This window comes from Uliginosibacterium sp. TH139 (assembly GCF_002855595.1).
Taxonomy (GTDB): Bacteria; Pseudomonadota; Gammaproteobacteria; order Burkholderiales; family Rhodocyclaceae; genus Uliginosibacterium; species Uliginosibacterium aquaticum.
This window is the reverse complement of the sequence record NZ_PKRR01000001.1, coordinates 72,724-93,735: the sequence shown is the minus strand read 5'-3', so window position 1 is coordinate 93,735 and position 21,012 is coordinate 72,724. Positions and strand designations below refer to the sequence as shown.

Annotated in this window: 18 protein-coding genes; 9 read left to right on the top strand and 9 right to left on the bottom strand. The window is 63.3% G+C overall.

What is annotated here, in order from left to right:
• Nucleotides 1-14 precede the first annotated feature (14 nt).
• From C0V76_RS00410 to C0V76_RS00400, 3 genes are all read left to right on the top strand, one after another.
• The gene (locus tag C0V76_RS00410; protein WP_101940394.1) at nucleotides 15-1,325 is read left to right on the top strand and encodes a putative acyl-CoA thioester hydrolase; all 1,311 of its coding nucleotides are present in this window, start codon (nucleotides 15-17) and stop codon (nucleotides 1,323-1,325) included.
• A 63-nt stretch (nucleotides 1,326-1,388) separates the two neighbouring features.
• On the top strand, nucleotides 1,389-2,771 hold the full coding sequence (locus C0V76_RS00405) for a glycoside hydrolase family 28 protein (protein WP_101940393.1): 1,383 nt from the start codon (nucleotides 1,389-1,391) through the stop codon (nucleotides 2,769-2,771).
• Nucleotides 2,772-2,828: 57 nt separating this feature from the next.
• Nucleotides 2,829-3,911 carry a beta-propeller fold lactonase family protein gene (locus C0V76_RS00400; protein ID WP_101940392.1) on the top strand — a complete coding sequence of 361 codons (1,083 nt, stop codon included), beginning with the start codon at nucleotides 2,829-2,831 and terminating at the stop codon, nucleotides 3,909-3,911.
• 63 nt (nucleotides 3,912-3,974) lie between these two features.
• Here the strand turns inward: C0V76_RS00400 and C0V76_RS00395 are convergent, their stop codons facing one another.
• The 3 genes from C0V76_RS00395 to C0V76_RS00385 form a co-directional block, all read right to left on the bottom strand.
• Complete coding sequence (locus C0V76_RS00395; RefSeq protein ID WP_101940391.1) at nucleotides 3,975-5,036, bottom strand: alkene reductase; 1,062 nt, start codon at nucleotides 5,034-5,036, stop codon at nucleotides 3,975-3,977.
• A 34-nt stretch (nucleotides 5,037-5,070) separates the two neighbouring features.
• Nucleotides 5,071-5,415 carry a helix-turn-helix transcriptional regulator gene (locus tag C0V76_RS00390; RefSeq protein WP_101940390.1) on the bottom strand — a complete coding sequence of 115 codons (345 nt, stop codon included), beginning with the start codon at nucleotides 5,413-5,415 and terminating at the stop codon, nucleotides 5,071-5,073.
• Nucleotides 5,416-5,530: 115 nt separating this feature from the next.
• On the bottom strand, nucleotides 5,531-6,244 hold the full coding sequence (locus C0V76_RS00385) for a hypothetical protein (protein WP_101940389.1): 714 nt from the start codon (nucleotides 6,242-6,244) through the stop codon (nucleotides 5,531-5,533).
• Between the two features lie 29 nt (nucleotides 6,245-6,273).
• Here C0V76_RS00385 and C0V76_RS00380 point away from each other — a divergent pair, with 29 nt between their 5' ends.
• Nucleotides 6,274-8,184 carry an ATP-binding cassette domain-containing protein gene (locus C0V76_RS00380; RefSeq protein ID WP_101940388.1) on the top strand — a complete coding sequence of 637 codons (1,911 nt, stop codon included), beginning with the start codon at nucleotides 6,274-6,276 and terminating at the stop codon, nucleotides 8,182-8,184.
• An 86-nt stretch (nucleotides 8,185-8,270) separates the two neighbouring features.
• On the opposite strand, the gene C0V76_RS00375 is transcribed toward C0V76_RS00380, so the two are convergent.
• Both C0V76_RS00375 and C0V76_RS00370 read right to left on the bottom strand, forming a co-directional pair.
• Nucleotides 8,271-9,788 carry a pectate lyase gene (locus tag C0V76_RS00375; RefSeq protein ID WP_101940387.1) on the bottom strand — a complete coding sequence of 506 codons (1,518 nt, stop codon included), beginning with the start codon at nucleotides 9,786-9,788 and terminating at the stop codon, nucleotides 8,271-8,273.
• A 360-nt stretch (nucleotides 9,789-10,148) separates the two neighbouring features.
• Complete coding sequence (locus C0V76_RS00370; protein WP_101940386.1) at nucleotides 10,149-11,327, bottom strand: NAD(P)/FAD-dependent oxidoreductase; 1,179 nt, start codon at nucleotides 11,325-11,327, stop codon at nucleotides 10,149-10,151.
• Between the two features lie 87 nt (nucleotides 11,328-11,414).
• Here C0V76_RS00370 and rng point away from each other — a divergent pair, with 87 nt between their 5' ends.
• On the top strand, nucleotides 11,415-12,869 hold the full coding sequence (gene rng / locus C0V76_RS00365) for a ribonuclease G (RefSeq protein ID WP_101940385.1): 1,455 nt from the start codon (nucleotides 11,415-11,417) through the stop codon (nucleotides 12,867-12,869).
• A 231-nt stretch (nucleotides 12,870-13,100) separates the two neighbouring features.
• Here the strand turns inward: rng and C0V76_RS00360 are convergent, their stop codons facing one another.
• Nucleotides 13,101-14,735, bottom strand: coding sequence for a pectate lyase (locus tag C0V76_RS00360; protein ID WP_101940384.1), 1,635 nt, complete (start codon nucleotides 14,733-14,735; stop codon nucleotides 13,101-13,103).
• Nucleotides 14,736-14,968: 233 nt separating this feature from the next.
• Here C0V76_RS00360 and C0V76_RS00355 point away from each other — a divergent pair, with 233 nt between their 5' ends.
• The gene (locus C0V76_RS00355; RefSeq protein WP_101940383.1) at nucleotides 14,969-15,628 is read left to right on the top strand and encodes an HAD family phosphatase; all 660 of its coding nucleotides are present in this window, start codon (nucleotides 14,969-14,971) and stop codon (nucleotides 15,626-15,628) included.
• A gap of 67 nt (nucleotides 15,629-15,695) precedes the next feature.
• The gene (locus tag C0V76_RS00350) at nucleotides 15,696-15,968 is read left to right on the top strand and encodes a hypothetical protein (protein WP_101940382.1); all 273 of its coding nucleotides are present in this window, start codon (nucleotides 15,696-15,698) and stop codon (nucleotides 15,966-15,968) included.
• A 9-nt stretch (nucleotides 15,969-15,977) separates the two neighbouring features.
• On the opposite strand, the gene C0V76_RS00345 is transcribed toward C0V76_RS00350, so the two are convergent.
• Genes C0V76_RS00345 through fabI form a run of 3 tightly spaced genes read right to left on the bottom strand, consistent with a single transcriptional unit; the run spans nucleotide 15,978 to nucleotide 18,176 of the window.
• Nucleotides 15,978-16,628 carry a 3-oxoacid CoA-transferase subunit B gene (locus C0V76_RS00345; RefSeq protein ID WP_101940381.1) on the bottom strand — a complete coding sequence of 217 codons (651 nt, stop codon included), beginning with the start codon at nucleotides 16,626-16,628 and terminating at the stop codon, nucleotides 15,978-15,980.
• A 5-nt stretch (nucleotides 16,629-16,633) separates the two neighbouring features.
• On the bottom strand, nucleotides 16,634-17,281 hold the full coding sequence (locus C0V76_RS00340; RefSeq protein ID WP_101940380.1) for a CoA transferase subunit A: 648 nt from the start codon (nucleotides 17,279-17,281) through the stop codon (nucleotides 16,634-16,636).
• A 58-nt stretch (nucleotides 17,282-17,339) separates the two neighbouring features.
• Nucleotides 17,340-18,176, bottom strand: a complete 837-nt coding sequence (gene fabI, locus C0V76_RS00335; protein WP_173893956.1) for an enoyl-ACP reductase FabI — start codon at nucleotides 18,174-18,176, stop codon at nucleotides 17,340-17,342.
• Nucleotides 18,177-18,482: 306 nt separating this feature from the next.
• On the opposite strand from fabI, the gene C0V76_RS00325 reads away from it, so the two are divergent.
• Both C0V76_RS00325 and C0V76_RS00320 read left to right on the top strand, forming a co-directional pair.
• Complete coding sequence (locus C0V76_RS00325; RefSeq protein WP_101940378.1) at nucleotides 18,483-19,658, top strand: phosphoglycerate dehydrogenase; 1,176 nt, start codon at nucleotides 18,483-18,485, stop codon at nucleotides 19,656-19,658.
• Nucleotides 19,659-19,760: 102 nt separating this feature from the next.
• Nucleotides 19,761-20,969 carry a multidrug effflux MFS transporter gene (locus tag C0V76_RS00320; protein ID WP_101940377.1) on the top strand — a complete coding sequence of 403 codons (1,209 nt, stop codon included), beginning with the start codon at nucleotides 19,761-19,763 and terminating at the stop codon, nucleotides 20,967-20,969.
• The last annotated feature ends 43 nt before the right edge of the window (nucleotides 20,970-21,012 follow it).

The window sequence follows — 21,012 nt, the reverse complement described above, 5'->3', positions numbered from 1 at the left end:
GTCTGGAGCTGGTCATGAGAAATCCTGCCGGGCCTGTGCTGACCTTTCTGCTGGGCTTGTCCCTGAGCGGCTGCAGTCTGCTTGCGGCGCAGCCAGTATCGCCACAGGTCGCGCCTGGGAGCGCCAGCCGCCCTGTGCTCAATGCCGAGGAAGCTGGCCGTTTCACCCGGGAGCACTACTTCGCGCACAAGGGCCGGCTGTCGGCCCCCGAGCATGATCCCTGGCAGCCTCAACCCATTGATCTGGCTGGCGTGAAGGCCGACTTCGTGGTCGGCGCAGGCGGCAGCCATGCCACCGTGCAGCAGGCGGTGAACGCAGCGATTTCCAGCGGCAAGCGCAGCCGTCAATACATCCGCATATTGCCCGGCACCTATACCGGCGCAGTGTATGTGCCGATCGATGCTGGCCCGCTGACCCTCTACGGCAGCGGCAAGCCTGAAGAGGTGAATATCGAGCTCACCCTGGATGCGCGCACCCCGCCGTCGGCCTACATCGCAGCGCTGAATCCGGCCGGTCAGTTCAAGGCGGGCGACCCGGCCTGGGCCATGTACCAGGTGTGCGCCGGCCAGGCCGCCGACAAGCCGATGGATACGCCCTGTGCCGCCGTGATGTGGGTGCAGGCCGATGGCTTCCAGCTCAAGAACCTGACGGTGACCAACACCCTGCTCGAATCGGTGATCGACGCCAAGCGCGAAGGCCATCAGGCGGTGGCCCTGCGCAGCGATGGCGATCGTGCCCAGTTCGAGCAGGTGCGCCTGATCGGCCGTCAGGACACTTTCCTGGTGAACGTCGGCGAGGCGCCCACGCCCACCAACAAGGTGGGCACTTATCCGCTGGACAAGATTGCGCGGGCTTACATCCGGGATGCCTACATCGAGGGTGATGTGGACTTCGTGTTTGGCCGCGCTAACGCAGTGTTCGAGCAGTGCGAGTTCCGTGTGGTGTCCACCCGCCGCAGCGTGCCGGCGATCGTCTTCGCACCGGACAGTGTGCCGGCCTCCTCGCTGGGCTTTCTGGTCATTCACAGCCGTATCACGGGTGACAAAGGCCATCAGGCGCTGAAGTTCTCCAAGCTCGGTCGCTCCTGGGATCAGGGTGCGGGCGGCACCGGCTATCTGCCGGGCAGCTCGCCCAATGGCCAGCTGGTGATCCGCGACAGCTATATCGACCAGAGCTTTGATCTCGCTGCGCCCTGGGACAAAGCGGCCACCACTGGCCGGCCGCATCGCGGTAATGTGGCCGCCAGCCGCAATTTCGATGACCCCGCCTTCAACCGGCTGTGGGAGTTCAACAACTACGGGCCAGGGGTACAGCTGGTGCCGTGAGCATGCGCCTGGCACTCTGAGCTTCCCTGATTCCTGCCATTTTCTGTCCTGTGGAGTATCTGCATGTCCTTCAAGAAATCTCATTCCCTGATCTGTCTGGCGATGGCTGCACTTGCACCGAGCGCCTGGGCCGTTACCGACATTCGTATCCCGGCCAAGATTTGCGACGTGACCGCTTACGGTGCCAATGGCGAGCGTCAGCAGATCGTGCTCAACACCACGCCGATCCAGCAGGCCATTGATGACTGCGCGCTCGCCGGTGGCGGCACCGTGCTGTTTCCGCCCGGCAACTATCTGACCGATCCGATCTTCCTCAAGAGCAATGTCCGCCTCAAGCTGGAAAAGGGCGCCATCCTGGTCGCCTCCAGCATTGAATCGAGCTATCGCGCCACGCCTGAAACCAAGTACGCCGAAGCCGAGAACGGCTGGCTGCCCTTCATTAGCGTGGCAGGCGCCGAGAACGTGGCGATCAGCGGCGAAGGCACGATCGATGGGCAAGGCGCGGTGTGGTGGGAGCGCTGGCGCAGCAATGTGCGCGCCAATCCGGCCAAGCGCGGCTCCACTGATCGTCCGCGCCTGATCTACATCCGCAACAGTCATAACGTGCTGGTGGAAGGCGTGACCATCACCAACTCGCCGAGCTTCCATGTGGTCATGCGCTACTCGGAAGACATCGACGTGACCCGCACCCGTATCGTCAGCCCGCCGTTTGCGCCGCACACCGATGCCATCGACCCGATCGACAGCCGCAACATCCGCATCACCCACAACTACATCGACAACAACGACGATCACGTGGCGATCAAGGCCGAGAAGGCCGATCCGCGCTATCCCGATGGCGTTACCAGCAACATCTACATCGCCCACAACACCATCAAGGGCGGCCGTGGCATCTCCATTGGCAGCGAGTCTGCGGGCGGCGTGTCGAATGTGCTGGTCGAGCACAACAGCTTCGAAGGCTCGATGTACGGCCTGCGCATCAAGAGCCCGCGCGGCAAGGCCGGCAAGGTGACGAACATCACCTACCGCGACACGAAGATGGTGAACGTCGGCGTGCCGCTGGTCTTCTCCGGCTACTACAAGAGCGCACCGGAGAATGCCGAGGAACTGGCCAAGGCCCTGGCCGAAGGCGGCTTCGTGGTGGGTGACCAGCTCTACCCGGCGGATTCCGATCCGGCCCAGGCCTTTGATGCCGTGAAGACGCCGCACTTCAGCAACATCCGCATCATCAATCTGGTGTCCACCGGCAAGAGTAAGGCCGCGGGTTACATCGTCGGCGTGCCCGAAGCCCCGATCAGTGCGTTCAGCTTCGAGAATGTGAAGATCGAGGCCGAGCGTGGTCTGCTGATCCGCAATGCCAGCGTCGAGGCACGCAAGTTCTCGCTCAAGGCGCGCATGGGTAACCAGCTGATCCTGCAGAAAGATGCCAAGCTGAACCAGAAGTAAGCAGCGTTCGAACCGGGGCCAGCCGAGCTGGCCCCGATCCACAACAAGAGAGCCCTCATGAAATACATCCGCAGCCTGCGCACGCTGTGTGCCGTTTCGTCCTGCCTGGGTCTGCTGGCCTGCGCGCCGACCAGCACCTATGTGTACGTATCGAGTTCGGCCAGCAAGAGCATTCTGGTCGCTGAGCTTGACCGTGCCCATGGCACCCTTACGCCGCGCCAGACGGTCGCCGTCGATGGCACGGTGATGCCACTGGCAATCAGCCCGGACAAACGCTTCCTGTTTGCCGCCCTGCGCTCCAAGCCCTATGCCGTGGCGGCCTTCGCGATCGATCCGCAATCCGGCCAGTTGCGCCACCTCGGCAACTATCCCTTGCCTGAGAGCATGGCCAGCATCGCCACAGACCGCAGCGGTCGGTTCCTGCTGGCCGCCTCCTATGGCGGCAATCTGCTCAGCGTGAGCCGCATCAGCGTCAGCGGCGAAGTAGCGCCCGCGCACCAGATCATCCCGACTCTGCCGATGGCGCATAACCTGCAGGCCACGCCGGACAACCGCTTTGCCTTCGCCACCAGCCTCGGCGGCGATGTGTTGCTGCAATTCAGGCTGGATGTCATGGAGGGGCTGCTGAACCCGAATGCGCCGGCCGAGCTGGCCTTGCCGGCCAAGTCTGGTCCGCGCCATCTGGCGTTTCATCCGGGCGGCCGCTTCGTCTATCTGATGGATGAGCTCGACGCCCGTGTGCACTGCTTCAGCTTCGACGCGGCCAGCGGCACCCTGAGCCCGGTCGCCAGCTTCGGCAGCCTGCCGGCCGGCTTCAGCGGCAAGGTCGCCGGAGCGGATATCCACGTTACACCGGACGGGCGCTTCCTCTACACCTCGGACCGGGGTTCCAACACCCTGGCGGGCTTCAAGGTGGATGCCGAGACCGGTGCCTTGAACCTGATCGGCCACTGGCCCAGCGAAACCCAGCCGCGCGGCTTCAACATCGATCCGGCAGGCCGTTACCTGATCGAAGCCGGCCAGAGCTCCGGCATGCTCAGTGTGCATGCGATTCGCGCCGACGGCAGCCTTGAAAAGCTGGGCCGTTACCCGGCTGGCCAGGGCCCGAACTGGATCGAAATGATCAGCCTGCCACGCTGAAGTCTGCGACAAGAAAAAAGGGGGCTCGCCTGGCGAGCCCCCTTTGTTTGTCTGCAGTCTCGCTCAGGCCTGCGGATAGTCGACGTAGCCGACGCGCGGGTCCGGCTGACCGTAGCCGTAGAAGCTCTCTGGCTTCGGCGCATTCAAGGGCTGCTCGCGCAGGAAACGCAGCGGCAGATCCGGCGTGGCGATGAAGTCCTTGCCGAAGGCCACCGCATCGGCTTCGCCGCTGCTCAAGAGGGCATCGGCCTGGCTGCGGCTGAGGCCCTGGTTGGCGATATACACACCGCCGAAGGCCGCCTTGAGGGCCGGGCCGAGGCGCGGCGCATCCTGCGATTCGCGGGCGAACAGGAAAGCAATCTGGCGCTTGCCCAGTTCGCGGGCGACGTAGCTGAACGTGGCCAGCGGATCGCTGTCACCCATGTCGTGCGAGTCGCTGCGCGGTGCGATGTGCACGCCGACGCGGCCGGCGCCCCACACGCTGATGGCAGCGTCGGTTACTTCGAGCAGCAGGCGGGCGCGGTTTTCGAGACTGCCGCCGTACTGGTCGCTGCGCTGATTGGTGCTGTCCTGCAGGAACTGGTCGAGCAGATAGCCATTGGCACCGTGGATTTCGACGCCGTCAAAACCAGCGCGCAAGGCATTTTCGGCGCCCTGGCGGTAGGCTTCGACGATGTCTGCGATCTCGGCGGTGTCGAGTGCGCGCGGGGTCACGTAATCGCGCATCGGGCGCAGCAGGCTGACATGCCCGGCTGGCTGGATGGCGCTAGGGGCCACCGGCAGCTCGCCGTCCAGATAGTCCGGATGGGAGATGCGGCCCACGTGCCAGAGTTGCAGGAAGATGCGCCCGCCGGCGGCATGCACTGCGCGGGTTACCAGCTTCCAGCCTTCAACCTGGGCGTTGGACCAGATCCCCGGGGTATCCGGATAGCCCACGCCGAGCGGGGTCACCGAGGTAGCTTCGCTGAGGATCAGGCCGGCGCTGGCGCGCTGGGCGTAGTACTCGGCCATCAGCGCGTTGGGCACGCGGCCCTCGCTGGCGCGGCAGCGCGTCAGCGGGGCCATCACGATGCGGTTGGGCCACAGCAGATCGCCGGCCTGGAGGGGTTCGAAGAGGATGCTCATGGTGTGGGTTTCCTTGTGGGCTGCGGGGAGGGGGTCAGAGCTCGTGCTGCATCTTGCGCAGGAAGGCGGCGATCACCGATTCGTTGCGCGAATAGAAGATCCACTGGCCGATCTTGCGGGTGCTGACCAGGCCGGCGCGCTGCAGGCTGGCCAGATGCGCCGAGGCGGTGGAGTGCGAGAGGCCGGTTTTCTCGAAGATCTTGCCGGCGCACACGCCCATTTCGAGCGGATGGGCCTGATCGGCGAAATGCTGCTCGGGCGTGCGCAGCCAGGCCAGGATCTCGCGCCGCGCCGGGCTGGCCAGCGCTTTGATGATCTCTTCCAGCTCGGTTTCGGCGAGCGTGATTGTTTCGTCGGAAGTGGAATTTTCTTTCGTCATGTAGCGAATCGTAATTCGTTATTAAACGAAATACAAGCGCGCGACGAAAAAAACCAGCCCGATGGAGGGGCTGGCGGGTGTGGATCATCCATGTGGTGGATGCGCCAATGCGGGTTCAGGGGGCTGATGTGGCGGCCTTCTTGGCCTTTTTCTCGGCCGCCTCGCGGGCGCGTTGATCGTAGCGGGCCGCGTCGGCCTTGGCGCGAGTGGCGCGTTCGGCCGCTTCCTGCTCTCGCTCTTGGCGCGCTTTCTCGGCCTCTGCCACGCGCGTCTTCTTGTCGGCATCGGCCTTGGCCTTGGCCTCCGGGCCAGGCTGGGCTGCCGGTGCCGGCTTCAGCGGGGGCGGCACGATCGGCGTGCCACCTTCCGGCGCCTCACCCCGGGGCGTGCCGCTCTGCGTTGGCACCGGCGGGCGGGTCGGCTGCGGGGCGGACTTCTCTGCATCCTCAAGTTCCAGCACCTTGGATTTGGCGCGTCGCTCGATCAGGTTGGCATCGATTTCGTACTGACGCACCACCTTCATGCGCTCGATATTGGCGAGGCGCGCCTTTTCGCGGCAGGCGTTGACCAGGAATTTGGCGTAGCAGGCAATGTCGTCGCGCTTGAACGCGGCTTCGGATTCGCTGCGGCGGGCATCCGCATCGCGCCGCAACTCCGCCGCCAGCTGTTGCTGCTCCTTCGCCTCGGCGAGGGTTTGGGGCGGCATCGGCAGGTCGGCCGAAGGCTGCGGGCCAACGGCCTGGGCCAGCGGGCAGGCGATCAACAGGAGGAACACAAGCTTCTTGATGGACATGGGGAGCTGGGCCTCGCGGGCCGGTAGAATGCGCATTGCTTCCAATTCTCCCAGACCCTACGGCCTTGATCCAGTTCCGTAATCTTGCGCTCGCGCGCGGCGCTCGTCGCCTGATCGACAATCTCTCCCTGCAGATCCACCCCGGCTGGCGCATTGGCGTGGTCGGCGCCAATGGCACCGGCAAGTCCAGCCTGTTCGCGCTGCTGCGCGGCGAGCTGCAGCAGGAGCAGGGCGATCTTGATATTCCTTCCGCCTGGACCATTGCCCATGTGGCGCAGGAGACCCCGGCGCTCAGCTGCTCGGCACTGGATTACATCCTCGAAGGCGATGCCGAACTGCGCCGCGTGCAGCGGGATCTGGTGGCGGCTGAAACCGCGCACGATGGTCACCTGATCGGTGAGCTGCACACCCGCCTGCAGGAAATCGACGGTTACTCAGCCAATGCGCGCGCCTCCACCTTGCTGCACGGGCTGGGCTTTGGTGACGCGGACTTCGGCCGGCCGGTGTCGGATTTCTCCGGCGGCTGGCGCATGCGCCTGAATCTGGGGCAGGCACTGATGTGCCGCTCCGACCTTCTGCTGCTCGATGAGCCGACCAACCACCTCGATCTGGATGCGGTGGTGTGGCTGGAAAAATGGCTCGCCGCCTATCGCGGCACTTTGCTGCTGATCTCGCACGACCGGGATTTTCTCGATGCCTGCGTCACCCACATCGCTTTTCTCGACGCGCAGAAGCTCACCCTCTACACCGGCGATTACGACGCCTTTGAGGATCAGCACGCCGCTCAACTCGCCCAGCAGCAGGCGCTGTTCGAGAAGCAGCAGCGCGAAGTCGCGCACCTGCAGAAATACATCGACCGCTTCCGCGCCCAGGCCACCAAGGCACGTCAGGCGCAGAGCCGGATCAAGGCGTTGGCGCGAATGGAGCGGATCACCGCTGCGCACGTCGACACGCCTTTCGATTTCGCCTTTCCCGAGCCGGACCGTGCGCCGGACCCGATGGTGACGCTCAAGGATGTGCAGCTGGGTTATGGCGACAAGACCATCATCGCCAAGCTCAAGCTCGAATTGCGCCCCGGCGCGCGCCTGGGCCTCCTGGGGCCGAACGGCGCGGGCAAATCCACCCTGATCAAGCTGCTGGCCGGCGATCTGGCCGCCCAGAGCGGCACGGTACTGCTCGGCAAGGGCGTGGTGCTGGGCTACTTCGCCCAGCATCAGCTGGAGCAGCTGCGGCCGGATGAATCGCCGCTGCAGCATCTGATCCGCCAGGAGCCGATGACCCGCGAGCAGGAGTTGCGCGACTACCTCGGCGGCTTCGATTTCCGTGGCCCGATGGCCGACGCCAAGGTCGGGCCGTTCTCGGGCGGCGAGAAATCGCGCCTCGCGCTGGCCTTGCTGATCCGTCATAAACCGAATCTGCTGCTGCTCGATGAGCCGACCAACCACCTCGATCTGGAGATGCGCCACGCGCTGACCCTGGCGCTTTCCGAATACGAGGGCAGCATGGTGCTGGTGAGTCATGATCGCGCCTTGCTCAGAACCGTGTGTGACGACTTCCTGCTGGTGGCCGATGGCCTCGCTCAGCCCTTCGATGGCGACATCGAGGACTACCTGGTGTGGCTCGATGCGCGCCGCTCACGTGAGGCGGCGGCCCGGGTGGATGTGCAGGCGGCTGATGACAAGGCCACGCGGATTGCCAGCCGCGAGGCCGAGAAGGCTGACCGGCAGGCGCGCATCCAGCGCCGCCGACCCTTGCTCAAGGAGCTGGAGCAGCTCGAGCGCAAGTTGCAGGGCTGGCAGGGTGAGAAGAAGCTGCTCGACGAGCGCGTGTCTGACCCGGCGCTGTATGCCAGCGGCGATGGTGCGCTGGTGCAGAGCCTGCTCAAGCGTCAGGGCGAGTTGGGCGCCAGCATTGATGCCGGCGAGGAACGCTGGCTGGAGATTCAGACCGAGCTGGAGGAAATCGGCGAAGTCTGACAGCCGGACAAAGCAGACCGGTTCCAGAAAACACAAAGCCCCTGCCGGCGAACCGGACAGGGGCTTTTGCTTGCTGCGTGCTCAGCTTACTTGGTCGAGCACTTGTTCGGGTTGCCCAGCGGGTCGGAACCGAAAGCAGCCACGGTACAGGCGATGGTCTTGCCCGAACCGACGTACTTGCTGACCCACGAACCCTTACGGCCGAAAGCCACCCAGCCGGTGCTGCCAGCGGTACAGGTGCCGCCCAGATCGGCACACTTGCTGTAGCCGCTCGGATAATCACCGGTGCCGGACAGAACCGGTGCAGTGCTGGCCGAGGACGAAGCGGCAGCACTGGAGGCGGCGGCGCTCGAAGCAGCGGCCGAGCTGGCGGCAGCCGAGCTGGACGCCTTGCTGGACGACGCAGCGCTCGAAGTGGCAGCGCTGGAAGCCGCAGCAGAAGACGCAGCAGCCGAGGAGGTGGAGCCGCTACAGGCCGAAGCCGTCAGCACGGCGCCGTTCTTGCCCACGCCAGCGTAGGACGCCAGCTTGTCCTTCACGCACTGAGCCGGAACCGGCTCGTAGGTGTAGGTCAGCGAAGGCTTGGTGGTCAGCGTGGAGACCCAGGTGTCGGCGTTGATGCCACCCGATCCAGCAGAGGTCCAGGTGATGCCATAGGTGGCATTGCTGGCGGCGCTGGTGGTGTTGTTGCTGTCCAGATACCAGGTGCCGCAACCCACTGTGTCATAACGGCAGGTTACCGGTGAGATCGAGTTTTCGAAGTAGTTGCGTTCGATCAGTGCCTTGCCACCCGCGCGAACGTTGATACCCGAATCGGTGATCTTGCTGTACAGGTTGTTGTAGGCATGCACGATACCGCCACGTTGCAGCGGCAGGCGGGCATTCACGTTGTTGTAGATGTTGTGGTGATAGGTCACGTTGCGCTGGAAGTCGGTGGTGCCACTGCTCTGGGTGTGGCCATCCAGGCCGACTTTCTTGCTGTCGTGAATGTAGTTGTAAGAGACCGTGGTGTGGGTCGAGTTCTTCTTGATGTCGATGGCCGACTCAAAGGTCAGGTCACCATCGGGCGAGCCATTGCACTCGTTGTTGACCGAGAACAGCTCGTTGTGGTCGATCCACACGTTCGGCGAGTTGTCGACGCGGATCATGTCGGCATCGTTGTTGGCACCGGCCAGCGCTCCGATCTTCATGTTGCGGACGATCACGTTGCTGGAGTTGATGATGGGGATGCCGAAGTTGGCCGAGGAGCCGTTGGCGCCCTGAATGGTCAGGCCGTAGGTGAAGTCCTTGACCTCAACCTTGCGGTAAGCGTCGTTCCAGCGGGGGTTCGGGCAGTTGTGGTTGGCATCGATGGTGTGATCTTTGATCACCTGAGCGATCAGTGCGTCTTCGTTACCGGTATAGGTCAGGATCAGCGGCAGCTTGGCGGCCTTGGCGGCGGCGATTTCTGCGTTCATCTGGTCCATGGTGGCCGCGCTCTTGACGAGGGCACCGGCCACATTGCCGCCATCGGTGGTGGCGAAACCGCCGGTATTGGCTGCGAATGCTCCGCCAGCCAGCAAGGCGGCGACAACTGCGACGGATGTCTTGAGGGTGAAGCTCATTGACTTGTCTCCTGCTTATATAGGTATGTTTTTGTGCAGCGCCACGCTTCGGATCGTTGCGTGGTGGCTGCGCCGACGCACTGTTTTTTTCGTGCGACGGCGTGAATAAAACATTTTGTTGAGCGGAAAACAAGCCCTTATGGGCATAAATAATTGTTTCCTGTGACGGAAGGCATTCGTTTGTTTTTGGCGCGGACAAAATCTGAAAAAACCGGCCTGATTGCTACACCTTGTCTGGCAAAAATAGGCGATTCAAGCGGTTTGATGCTCTTGTTGTCGGACTTTTGTTGCTGTTGTCTGTCTTTTGGTCGAGCAAGGCTGCAAGGCGCCGGGCGGTGTTTCTTGGCCTGGGGGCACTCGTCAAACCGCCATTCCCGCCGCGTAACCGCTGGCCCAGGCCCACTGGAAGTTGTAGCCGCCCAGCCAGCCGGTGACGTCCATGACTTCGCCGACGAAGTGCAGGCCGGGCTGGCTGCGCGCCATCATGGTCTTCTGGTCCAGCGCGCGAGTGTCGACGCCGCCGAGCGTCACTTCGGCCTTGCGATAGCCTTCGGAGCCTGAGGGCTTGAGCTCCCACTGGTTGATGCTGGCGGCAAGCTGCCGCAGAGCTTTGTCGCCCGCCTCGGCAATCGGGCGGCCAGCGAGGCCCGCGCGCTCCACCAACAGCTCCGCCATGCGTCGCGGCAGCCATTGCGCCACCACGCTTACCACATGCTGGCGCGCGCCGTTCTTGGCAGCAAGCAGTTCGCTGTCCACCTTCAGGTCCGGCAGCAGATTGATGCGCAGGGCGTCGCCCGGCGTCCAGTAAGAGGAGATCTGCAGGATCGCCGGGCCGGACAGGCCGCGGTGGGTGATGAGCAGGTCTTCGCGAAAGAAGCCGGCGTTGCAGGTGAGCTCGACTTCCAGTGCAATGCCAGCCAGCTCGGCGAAGGGCGCGCTGCCGGCGTCGAAGGTCAGCGGCACGAGGCCGGGGCGCGGCGCGATCACCGGAATGTCGAACTGGCGGGCGATGCGGTGGCCGAAATCGGTGGCGCCGATCTTGGGGATCGACAGGCCGCCAGTGGCGATCACCACGGACTGGGCGAGTACGCTGCCGGCGTCGGTATCCACCCGCCAGCCCTCGTTTTCGCGCTGCAGGGCCTCGACCTTGCAGGGCTGGCGCCAGGCGACATTGCCATTGCTGCATTCGGCGACCAGCATGTCGATGATGTTCTGCGCGGAGTCGTCGCAGAACAGCTGGCCCTTGTGTTTTTCGTGCCAGGCAATGCCATGGCGGGCTAGCAGGGCGAGGAAATCCTGCGGTGTGTAGCGCGCGAGGGCGGAGCGGCAGAAATGCGGATTCTCGGAGTGGAAGTTAGCTGGGCCGGCCTGCAGATTGGTGAAGTTGCAGCGCCCGCCGCCGGAGATGCGGATCTTCTCGGCCAGCGCGGTGGCATGGTCGATCACCAGCACGCGCCGGCCGCGTTGCCCGGCCACGCTGGCGCACATCATGCCGGCCGCACCGGCACCGATCACCACTACATCGAAAGTCTCAGTCACAAGGCTTCTCCTCAATGGGCAGCATGATAGCCGGCGGCTTGCTGCCAGCCGGTAGAATGTCGCTACCAACAGGATTCCGGGGGCCCCATGAGCGAGGCTTATCTAGTCAATTTCACGCCACAGGAGACGCGCGTCGCGCTGCTCTACAACGGTGTGGTGCAGGAACTGCACATCGAACGCGAACATGCGCGCGGTTTCGTCGGCAACATCTATCTCGGCAAGGTGGTGCGCGTGCTGCCCGGCATGCAGTCCGCCTTCATCGATATCGGCCTGGAGCGCACCGCCTTCCTGCATGTGGCGGATATCTGGGTGGATCGCTCGGCCGGCGAGCAGCAGCGCCCGATCGAGCGCATCCTCACTGAAGGCCAGAGTCTCATCGTGCAGGTGCTCAAGGATCCGATCGGCACCAAGGGTGCTCGCCTGTCGACTCAGCTCTCCATCGCCGGCCGCCTGCTGGTGTATCTGCCGCAGGACAAACACATCGGCATCTCCCAGCGCATCGAGAGCGAGGCTGGCCGCGAAGCCCTGCGCGCCCGTCTGCAGGGATTGCTGCCCGGTGAGGAAAAAGGCGGCTTCATCGTGCGCACGCAGGCAGAGCAGGCCAGCGACGAAGAACTTGCTGCCGATATCGCCTACCTGCGCAAGCTGTGGGCCGAGATCCAGCTTCAGCGCACTGAAGGCAAGCCGCCTGCGCTGCTCTACCGCGACTTGAACCTCGCCCAGCGCGTGCTGCGCGATCTGGTCGGCAGCGACACCGAGCAGGTCATCATCGACTCGCGCGAGAACTTCCAGAAGCTCAGCCAGTTCGCCAGCGATTACATGCCGCGTGTGGCGCATCTCCTGGAGCACTACTCCGGCGAGCGTCCGCTCTTCGATCTGCATGGTGTGGAAGACGAAATCCAGAAGGCGCTGGCGCGGCGCGTCGACCTCAAGAGCGGCGGCTACCTGATCATCGATCAGACCGAAGCCTTGTGCACCATCGATGTGAACACCGGCGGCTTCGTTGGCGCACGCACCTTCGACGACACCATCTTCAAGACCAATCTCGAAGCGGCTCAGGCCATCGCCCGCCAGCTGCGCCTGCGCAATCTGGGCGGCATCATCCTGCTCGACTTCATCGACATGGAAAACGAGGAGCATCGCCTCACCGTGCTGGCCGAGCTGACCCGCGCCCTGGCCCGTGATCACACCAAGGTTTCGGTCGGCGGCTTCACTTCGCTGGGCCTGGTGGAGATGACGCGCAAGCGCACCCGCGAGTCACTGGCCCATGTACTGTGCGAAACCTGCCCCACTTGCGGCGGGCGTGGTGAAGTGAAGACTGGCCGGACCGTGGCCTACGAAGTGATGCGCGAGGTGGTGCGTGAGGCGCGTCAGTTCAACGCGCGTGAATTCCGCATCCTGGCTGCGCCCGGCGTGGTCGATCTGTTTCACGACGAAGAAGCGCAGGCGATTGCCAATCTGCAGGATTTCATCGGCAAGCCGATTTCCTTCCATGCCGAAACCAGCTACACCCAGGAGCAGTTCGACATCGTGCTGCTCTGAGAAGCTGTTCCCGACCTGACGGCGAGGCCGCTCATTGATAACCGAGAGGACTCATGCGCAGCTCGGACTCCTCATTGATCAACGTAAACTCCGGTTCCTGTGCTGCGCTGCTACAGCCCCTGCTGACGGCCTCTCGCTACAGATCGTGAACAGCTTCCGAGCGTCTAGTGTCGGCCCATGAAAAAGCCCCCGCCGGGTAACCGGACGGGGGCTTTGTTTGAGTGCTGCCGATCAGTTACGGAAGGAGCACTTGTTCGGATTGCCAGCCGGGTCGGCGCCGAAGGCGGCGACGGTGCAGGCGATGCTCTTGTCCACACCGACGTACTTGGTCACCCACTTGCCCTTGCGGCCGAAAGCCACCCAACCGGTGCCACGACTCGGCGTGCAGGTCTTGCCTTCGTCAGCACACTTGCTGAAGTTGTTGGGGTAGTCACCCGTGCCGGAGAGGACCGGAGCGCCAGACGCTGCGGACGATGCAGCCGACGAGCTGGCTTTGCTGGACGAAGCGGCGGAGGAACTGGCCTTGCTGCTGGCTGCGGCGCTGGAGGCTGCCTTGCTCGAAGCAGCGGCAGAGCTGGCGGCTGCCGAGCTCGAAGCCTTGCTGGACGACGCGGCGCTGCTGGCGGCTGCAGCCGAGCTGGCGGCCTTGCTCGAGGCAGCGGCCGAAGAGGTTGCGGCGGAAGAGGCAGCAGCCGAGCTGGTGGAGCCGCTACAGGCGGCAGCCGTTAGCTGAGCACCGTTCTTGCCCACGCCGGCGTACTGGGCCAGCTTGTCCTTCACGCACTGCGGGCTGACCGGCTCGTAGGTGTAGCTGAGGGTCTTCGGGAAGGCGCCAGTGGTGGTCCAGCTGTCGGCGTTGATGCCGCCCGAACCAGCGTCGTTCCAGGTGATGCCGTAGGTAGCGTTATCCGCTGCGCTGGTGGCGTTGTTACCACGCAGATCCCACTTGCCGCAGTTGGCGGTGTCGTAACGGCAGGTGATCGGGTTCTTGGCGTTCTGGAAGAAGTTTTTCTCGATCAGTGCATAGCCACCGGTGCGCACGTTGATGCCCGAGTCGGTGATGCCGTCGTACAGGTTGTTGTAAACGTGGATCCAGCCACCGCGTTGCAGCGGCAGGCGGGCGTTCACGTTCTTGTAGTAGTTGTGGTGGTAGGTGATCTCGCGGCCGTTACCGATGTCGGAAGCCGAGGAGCCATCCAGGCCGACCTTCTTGCTGTCGTGGATGAAGTTGTACGACACGGTGATGTTGTGCGAATCCTTCTTGATGTCGATCGAGGATTCGAAGGTCAGGTCGCCGTCGGGCGAGCCATTGCACTCGTTGTTCACCGCAAACATTTCGTTGTGGTCGATCAGCACATTGGAGGCGCTGTCGATGCGGAACATGTCTGCGTCGTTGCTGGCACCGCCCAGGGCACCGATCTTCATGTTCTTGACTACGACGTTGCTGGAACCACCGTTGATCACAATACCGAAGTTGGCCGAAGAGCCGTTTGCGCCTTCGATGGTGATGCCGGCGGTGTAGTTCTTCACCTCGACATAGCGGTAGGCATCGCTCCAGTGCGGAGCCGGGCAATTGTGGTTGGCGTCGATCGTCGAGTCCTTGACGATTTGGGCAATCAGCGCGTCTTCATTGCCGGTGTAGGTGATGTGCAGCGGATAAGCGCCGGTGGCCACCTTGCTGCCAGCGTCATTCACGCGGGCATTGGCGATGATGGTGTTGATTTCGGCGTAGGTCTTGGCGGTAAACTTGCGGGCGCTACCGATGTTGCCGTCAGCCGTGGCGAAACCACCGGTGGAGGCCGCGAAGGCGCTGCCGGCCAGCAGCGCTGCGACAACTGCAGCGGTGGTTTTGATCGTGAATCGCATGGGATTGCTCCTACTTCTAAAGTTTTATTCCGGGGGTGGCGCGGTAACACCACGAAGGCGTGCTTCTGCCCGGGTGAATTTGGACATGCGCAGAGGTATGTTCCCAAGCGCTTTCTTATGACCGTTCCTACACGGCGACGAACGGTTGCTGTAGGAGTTTGTCCTACAAAATCAGGCGGGATAATGTGAACGGTCCCACCCGTATTGACTTATTTTTCAAGGGTATACCGCCTATGCTGAGCCTTTCCCGCCCTCGCGCTGTCATTTTCGACATGGACGGCCTGCTGCTCGATTCCGAACGTGTGGCCTTGCGATTTTTCGAGCAGGCTTCGCGTGAGTTGGGTACGCCCTGGTCCGCTGAGGTCGGCCTGTCGCTGGTCGGGCTTAATTCGAAAGATGCCAATCTTTTGATTTTAAAAGCCTTTGGCGAAGATTTTCCGCTCGAAGCCCATCGTCAGCGTTTCGGCGAACTGTACGAGGCGGCCATTGTGGCGGGGGACATTCCGCTCAAGCCCTATGTGCGTGAATTGCTGGATTATCTCGTGGCGGCGGACATTCCGCGTGGCGTGGCGACCTCCACGCGGCGCACGCGCGCCGAGGCCAAGCTTGCACGCGTCCATCTGCTGCCTTATTTCGGCGCGCTCACCTGTGGGGATGAAGTGGTGCGCGGCAAGCCGGCACCGGACATCTATGAACTGGCCGCCCGTCGGATCGGTGTGGAGCCACGTGATTGCCTAGCTCTGGAAGACTCGAATGCCGGCGTGCGCGCTGCGGTGTCTGCCAGCATGCCGGTGGTGATGGTGCCCGACCTGCTGCGCCCGGAGGCGGATATCCGTCGCTACGGCGTACCGGTAGTGGATTCGCTCAAGGATGTGCTGATCGCGTTGATGTAGTTTGACCACCAGCAGGCTGACACCCATACTCGAAAAGCCTTCATTCGACTGACAGGAGCTGCACACCATGGAGCCCAACCGTTTTCTCGTCATCGAATTTCTCGACGGCAAGAAGGAAAGCTTCACATTTCCCGCTCCGCCCAGCAGCCCGGCGGCCCGCAAGATGCGCCTGGAAGACTTCATGCAGGGCCAGTTCGTGGTGATCCAGCTCGAGCACGAGATCCAGCTGTTTCCGCTCAGTGCGATTCGTTCTATCCGCCTCTCGGGCTTCATGGGCCTTGGGCCCAACGATGAGATTGGTTTGCCGATCTCGGCAATCCGCGGCGCTGAGCAGATCTGAGCGCCTAGCTCAAAGCTGCATTTCCGGCACGTCGGCCGGGATTTCAAGTTCCGCTTCGGTGGCCGCAACCACCTCGGCCACGCTGACGCCCGGTGCGGTTTCGAGCAGGCGGGCACGGCCGTTGGCGAAGTCGATCACAGCCATATCGGTGACCACCAGATCCACGATGCGCGCCGAAGTCAGCGGCAGGCTGCATTCGCGCACGATCTTGGATTTGCCCTTGGCCGTGTGCTGCATGGCCACGATCACCCGCCGTGCGCCGGTCACCAGATCCATGGCGCCGCCCATGCCGGGCACCATCTTGCCGGGAATGGTCCAGTTGGCGAGGCGCCCGCGCTGGTCCACCTGCAGGCCGCCGAGCACGGTCATGTCCAGATGGCCGCCACGGATCAGGGCGAAGGACATTGCGCTGTCAAATGCGCAGGCGCCGGGCAGGGCACTCACCGGCTTGCCGCCGGCATCGGTCAGGCGCGGCTGGGCCATGCCGGGATCCGGTACGGCGCCGGTGCCGATGAGGCCGTTCTCGGACTGGAAATGAACGTTCATGCCGGCGGGCAGGTAATTGGCGACCAGGGTCGGGATGCCGATGCCGAGATTCACGAGCATGCCTTCGCGCAGTTCGCGGGCGATGCGGCGGGCGATCAGTTCTTGTGCGTCCATGGCTCTCACTCGTGGGCTATCAGGTAATCGACCAGCACGCCGGGGGTCATCACGTGATCGGGGCTGATCACGCCGGTCGGCACGATGCTCTCGGCATTCACGATCACGGTGTCGGCCGCCATCGCGACGATCGGGTTGTAGTTGCGCGCAGTGAGTGCGTACTGCAGGTTGCCGAGGTAGTCCGAGAGAAAGGCGCCGACCAGTGCGAAGTCTGCGCGCAAGGGCGTTTCGAGCAGGTATTCGCGCCCATTCACCTCGATCTTGCGCTTGCCTTCTTCAACACTGGTGCCGATGCCGGTGGGCGTGAGCACGCCACCCAGTCCGGCGCCGCCGGCACGGATGCGCTCGATCAGGGTGCCTTGCGGCACCAGCTCGCATTCGAGTTCGCCGGCCAGCATCTGCCGCTGGGTTTCCGGATTCAGGCCGATGTGGCTGGCGATCAGGCGGCTCACGGCGCGTGCCGTGATCAGCTTGCCGATGCCGCGACCGGGCGCGGCGCTGTCGTTGGCAATCACGGTGAGATTCTTGCGGCCCTGACGGACCAGTTCATTGATGATGGGTTCGGGTGTGCCGACGGCCATGAAGCCGCCGATCATCAGGCTGGCTCCATCCGGGATCAGGGCCACGGCATCGGCAAGGGAAATGGTCTGCATCGCGTGTTCCGCCGGGAGTATTGAGAGCGGGGCGGCCGCGGCCACCCCGTATTCAGGATCAGGCCACGATGTGCAGGCCGGCATCCACGAAGATGGTGTCGCCGGTCATGCCCGAGGCGCCACCGCCGACGAGGAAGGACACCACGCGGCCGACCTCGTCGATCGATACCATGCGCTGGCCCGGTGAGCGCGTCACGGCCATGTCGATCAGCTCGTCGAAGTGGGCGATGCCGCTGGCGGCGCGGGTCTTCAGCGGGCCGGGCGACACGGCATAGACGCGGATGCCATGCTGGCCAAGCTCGTTCGCCATGTAGCGCACCGAGGCCTGCAGGGCGGCCTTCACCGGGCCCATGATGTTGTAGTTGCCGACGACCTTGTCGGCACCGTAGTAGGTCATGGTGACCAGCGCGCCGCCATCCTTCATCAGCGGCTCGGCGTAGCGTGCCATCTCGATGAAGGAGTGGCAGGAAATCTGCATCGACTGCAGGAAGCCTTCCTGCGAGCAATCCACGATGCGGCCGTGCAGGTCATCCTTGGGCGCGAAGGCGATGGAGTGGATCACGAAGTCCAGCTTGCCCCATTCCGCCTCGATCTGCTCGAACACGGCCTTCATCTCGCCGGGCCTGGCCACGTCCAGCTGCATCAGCAGCGAGCAGTCGATCTGCTTGGCGAGCGGCTCCACGTACTGCTTGCTCTTCTCGTTGAGGTAGGTTAGTGCGATGTCGGCGCCGAAGGCGCGCAGCTTGGCGGCACAACCGAAGGCGATGCTATCGGCGTTGGCCACGCCCACCACGAGGCCCTTCTTTCCCTTGAGCATGTCGCCCACGCGGGAGTTTTCGTCCCAAACCTTGGGCAGCGGATCGACGGAATTCGGATCGGTAAAGGTGGTGGCCATGCTTGCTCCTCGGAATCGGTTCAGGGAATGTTGCAGCGGCGGATGCTGCAAAGCAGCAAATTCAGGATAGCAGCCCTTTTCAGCATATGGCTATGGATGCTGCCTCGCGGCAATGACGCTAGCGTGACGATTGCCCGCAAGGGCCTGCCGCGATCACTTGCCTTGAGCCGCTTCAAGTTGCTGGTAATACAAAACCACTACAATGCGGATCTTTCTGCCTCTTGCGGGCAGTCCGGGAATTTTCGCGGAGTGCGGTAGCGCGCCTTCCGCCAGGGTTTTTCCATTTCACGTTCGAGGAACAACACGATGTTCAAGATCCAGACGCTCAACAAGATCGCCGCCTGCGGCCTCGACCGCCTGCCGCGCGACAACTACGAATCGGCCACCGAGATCGTCAATCCGGACGGCATCCTGCTGCGCTCGGCCGACATGCACAGCATGGACATCCCGGCCTCCGTGAAGGCCATTGCCCGCGCTGGCGCTGGCGTGAACAACATCCCGCTGGACAAGTGCTCCGAGCGCGGCATCGTGGTGTTCAACACCCCGGGCGCCAACGCCAACGGCGTGAAGGAAATCGTGATTGCCTCGCTGCTGCTCTCTTCGCGCAACCTGTACGAAGGCATCACCTGGGCCAACACGCTCAAGGGCAAGGGCGACGAGGTGCCGCCGCTGGTCGAGAAGGGCAAGGCCCAGTTCGTTGGTCCGGAAATCCAGGGCAAGACCCTCGGCGTGATCGGCCTCGGTGCCATCGGCGTGCTGGTGGCCAACGCCGCCAACGCGCTGGGCATGCGCGTCATCGGCTTTGACCCGTTTGTGAGCGTGGACGCCGCCTGGAAGCTCTCGCACGAAGTGCAGAAGGCCGCCAGCCTGGACGCGATGATCGCCGAGTGCGACTACATCACCATCCACGTGCCGGCCACCAAGGACACCAAGAACCTCTTCAATGAAGAGCGCATCGCCCGCATGAAGAAGGGCGCGCGCCTGATGAACTTCAGCCGTAATGGTTTGGTGGACAACGCTGCCATCAAGGCCGCGATCGCTTCCGGCCATGTCGCCGGCTACGTCATCGATCTGCCCGAAGATGAACTGCTGGGTGTGGACAAGATCCTGTGCGTGCCACATCTGGGCGCCTCGACGCCGGAATCGGAAGACAACTGCGCCGTGATGGCGGCCGACCAGACGCGTGAATTCCTGGAGCGCGGCAACATCAGGAATTCGGTGAACTTCCCGGCCTGCGAAATGGCCCCCACTGGCAAGACCCGCATCACGATCAGCAACAAGAACGTGCCCAACGTGATCAGCAGCCTCACCGCCGCTATCGGCGCCTCGGGCCTGAACATCGACGACATGCTCAACAAGAACCGCGGCGACTATGCCTACAACATTATCGACGTGTCCGGTGACGTGTCGGCGGATCTGGTCGCCAAGCTGCAGGCCGTGGATGGTGTGATCAATGTGCGCGTGATTCCGAACTGCAAGTAAGTCGTCGCAGCTTCCGCTAATCTGGAAAGGCCCGTCCGTGAGGACGGGCCTCTTTCCTTCTGGGCCGTACGCAGCCCACTTTGCTGGACCGGTAACACCCTGATGAAGCTTTCCTACCCCGTACTGGCCGTGCTGATGGCCTTCCTGAATGCCATCGGCCCCTTCGCCATTGACACCTATCTGCCGGCCTTCCCGGCCATGCAGGCCTCGCTGCAGACCGACGCGGTCGCCATGCAGCAGTCCCTCACCGCCTACATGATTCCCTTCTCGGTGATGATGCTGTGGCACGGAGCCATCTCTGATTCACTAGGCCGCAAGCGGGTGATCCTGGCCGGGCTGGTCGTCTTCCTGATTGCCTCCATCCTCTGCGCCAGTGCCGGCAACATCCATGTGCTCCTGCTCGGCCGCGCCCTGCAGGGCCTCTCGGCAGGCGCCGGCGTGATCGTGGGCCGCGCCATTGTGCGCGATCTGTTCGACGGCCCGGCCGCGCAACGCCTGATGTCCCACATCGCCATGGTGTTCGCGATTGCCCCGGCGATTGCGCCGATCTTTGGCGGTTTTCTCACCGAGCATCTGGGCTGGCGTGCCATCTTCTGGTTCCTGACCCTGCTGGCGGCGGTGCAGATCGTGATGACCTGGCGTGTGCTGCCCGAAACCTTGCCGCCCGAGAAGCGCCAGCCGTTGGCCGCCGGCCACATGCTGGCCGGCTACCGCGCGGTGCTGGGCAGCGGCCCCTTCGTATTCATCGCCCTGGCCATGAGCTTCATCTTCCTGGGCTTCTTCCTTTACGTGATGTCCGCGCCGGTGTTTCTGATGCGTCATCTTGGGCTGGGTGCCACCGAGTTCGGCTGGCTCTTCGTGCCGTTGGTGTGCGGCATGATCGGCGGTTCGATGACGGCGGTGCGCCTCTCGCACCGCTTCACCCAGTTGCAGGTGATCAAGCTCGGGTTCGCGATCACCGCCCTCGCTGCGGTATGGAATCTGGCGGCCAATTTGCTGTTGCCGGACAGTGTCGCGACCCGCATTCCGCAACTGGCGCTGCAGAGCTTTGCCATGAATCTGGCCTTCCCCAGCCTGACCCTGATCGCGCTGGATCTCTTCCCGGCGCGGCGCGGCATGGCCGCCAGCTGCCAGGGCTTCATCCATACGATGATCATGTCGGTGCTGGCCGGAGTGGTGGCCCCGATGGTGTGGCACTCCACCCTGACCATGGCGTGGACCATGGCCGGCTTCTGGCTGTGTTCGGTGGTTTTCTTCGCCTGGAGCCGACACCTGAGCGTTAAGCCCGGAAATGCACCGGAAAAATCCTGAAAAGCCGCTACAAGGGGATGTTTCTCCAGACTTAGAATACTGA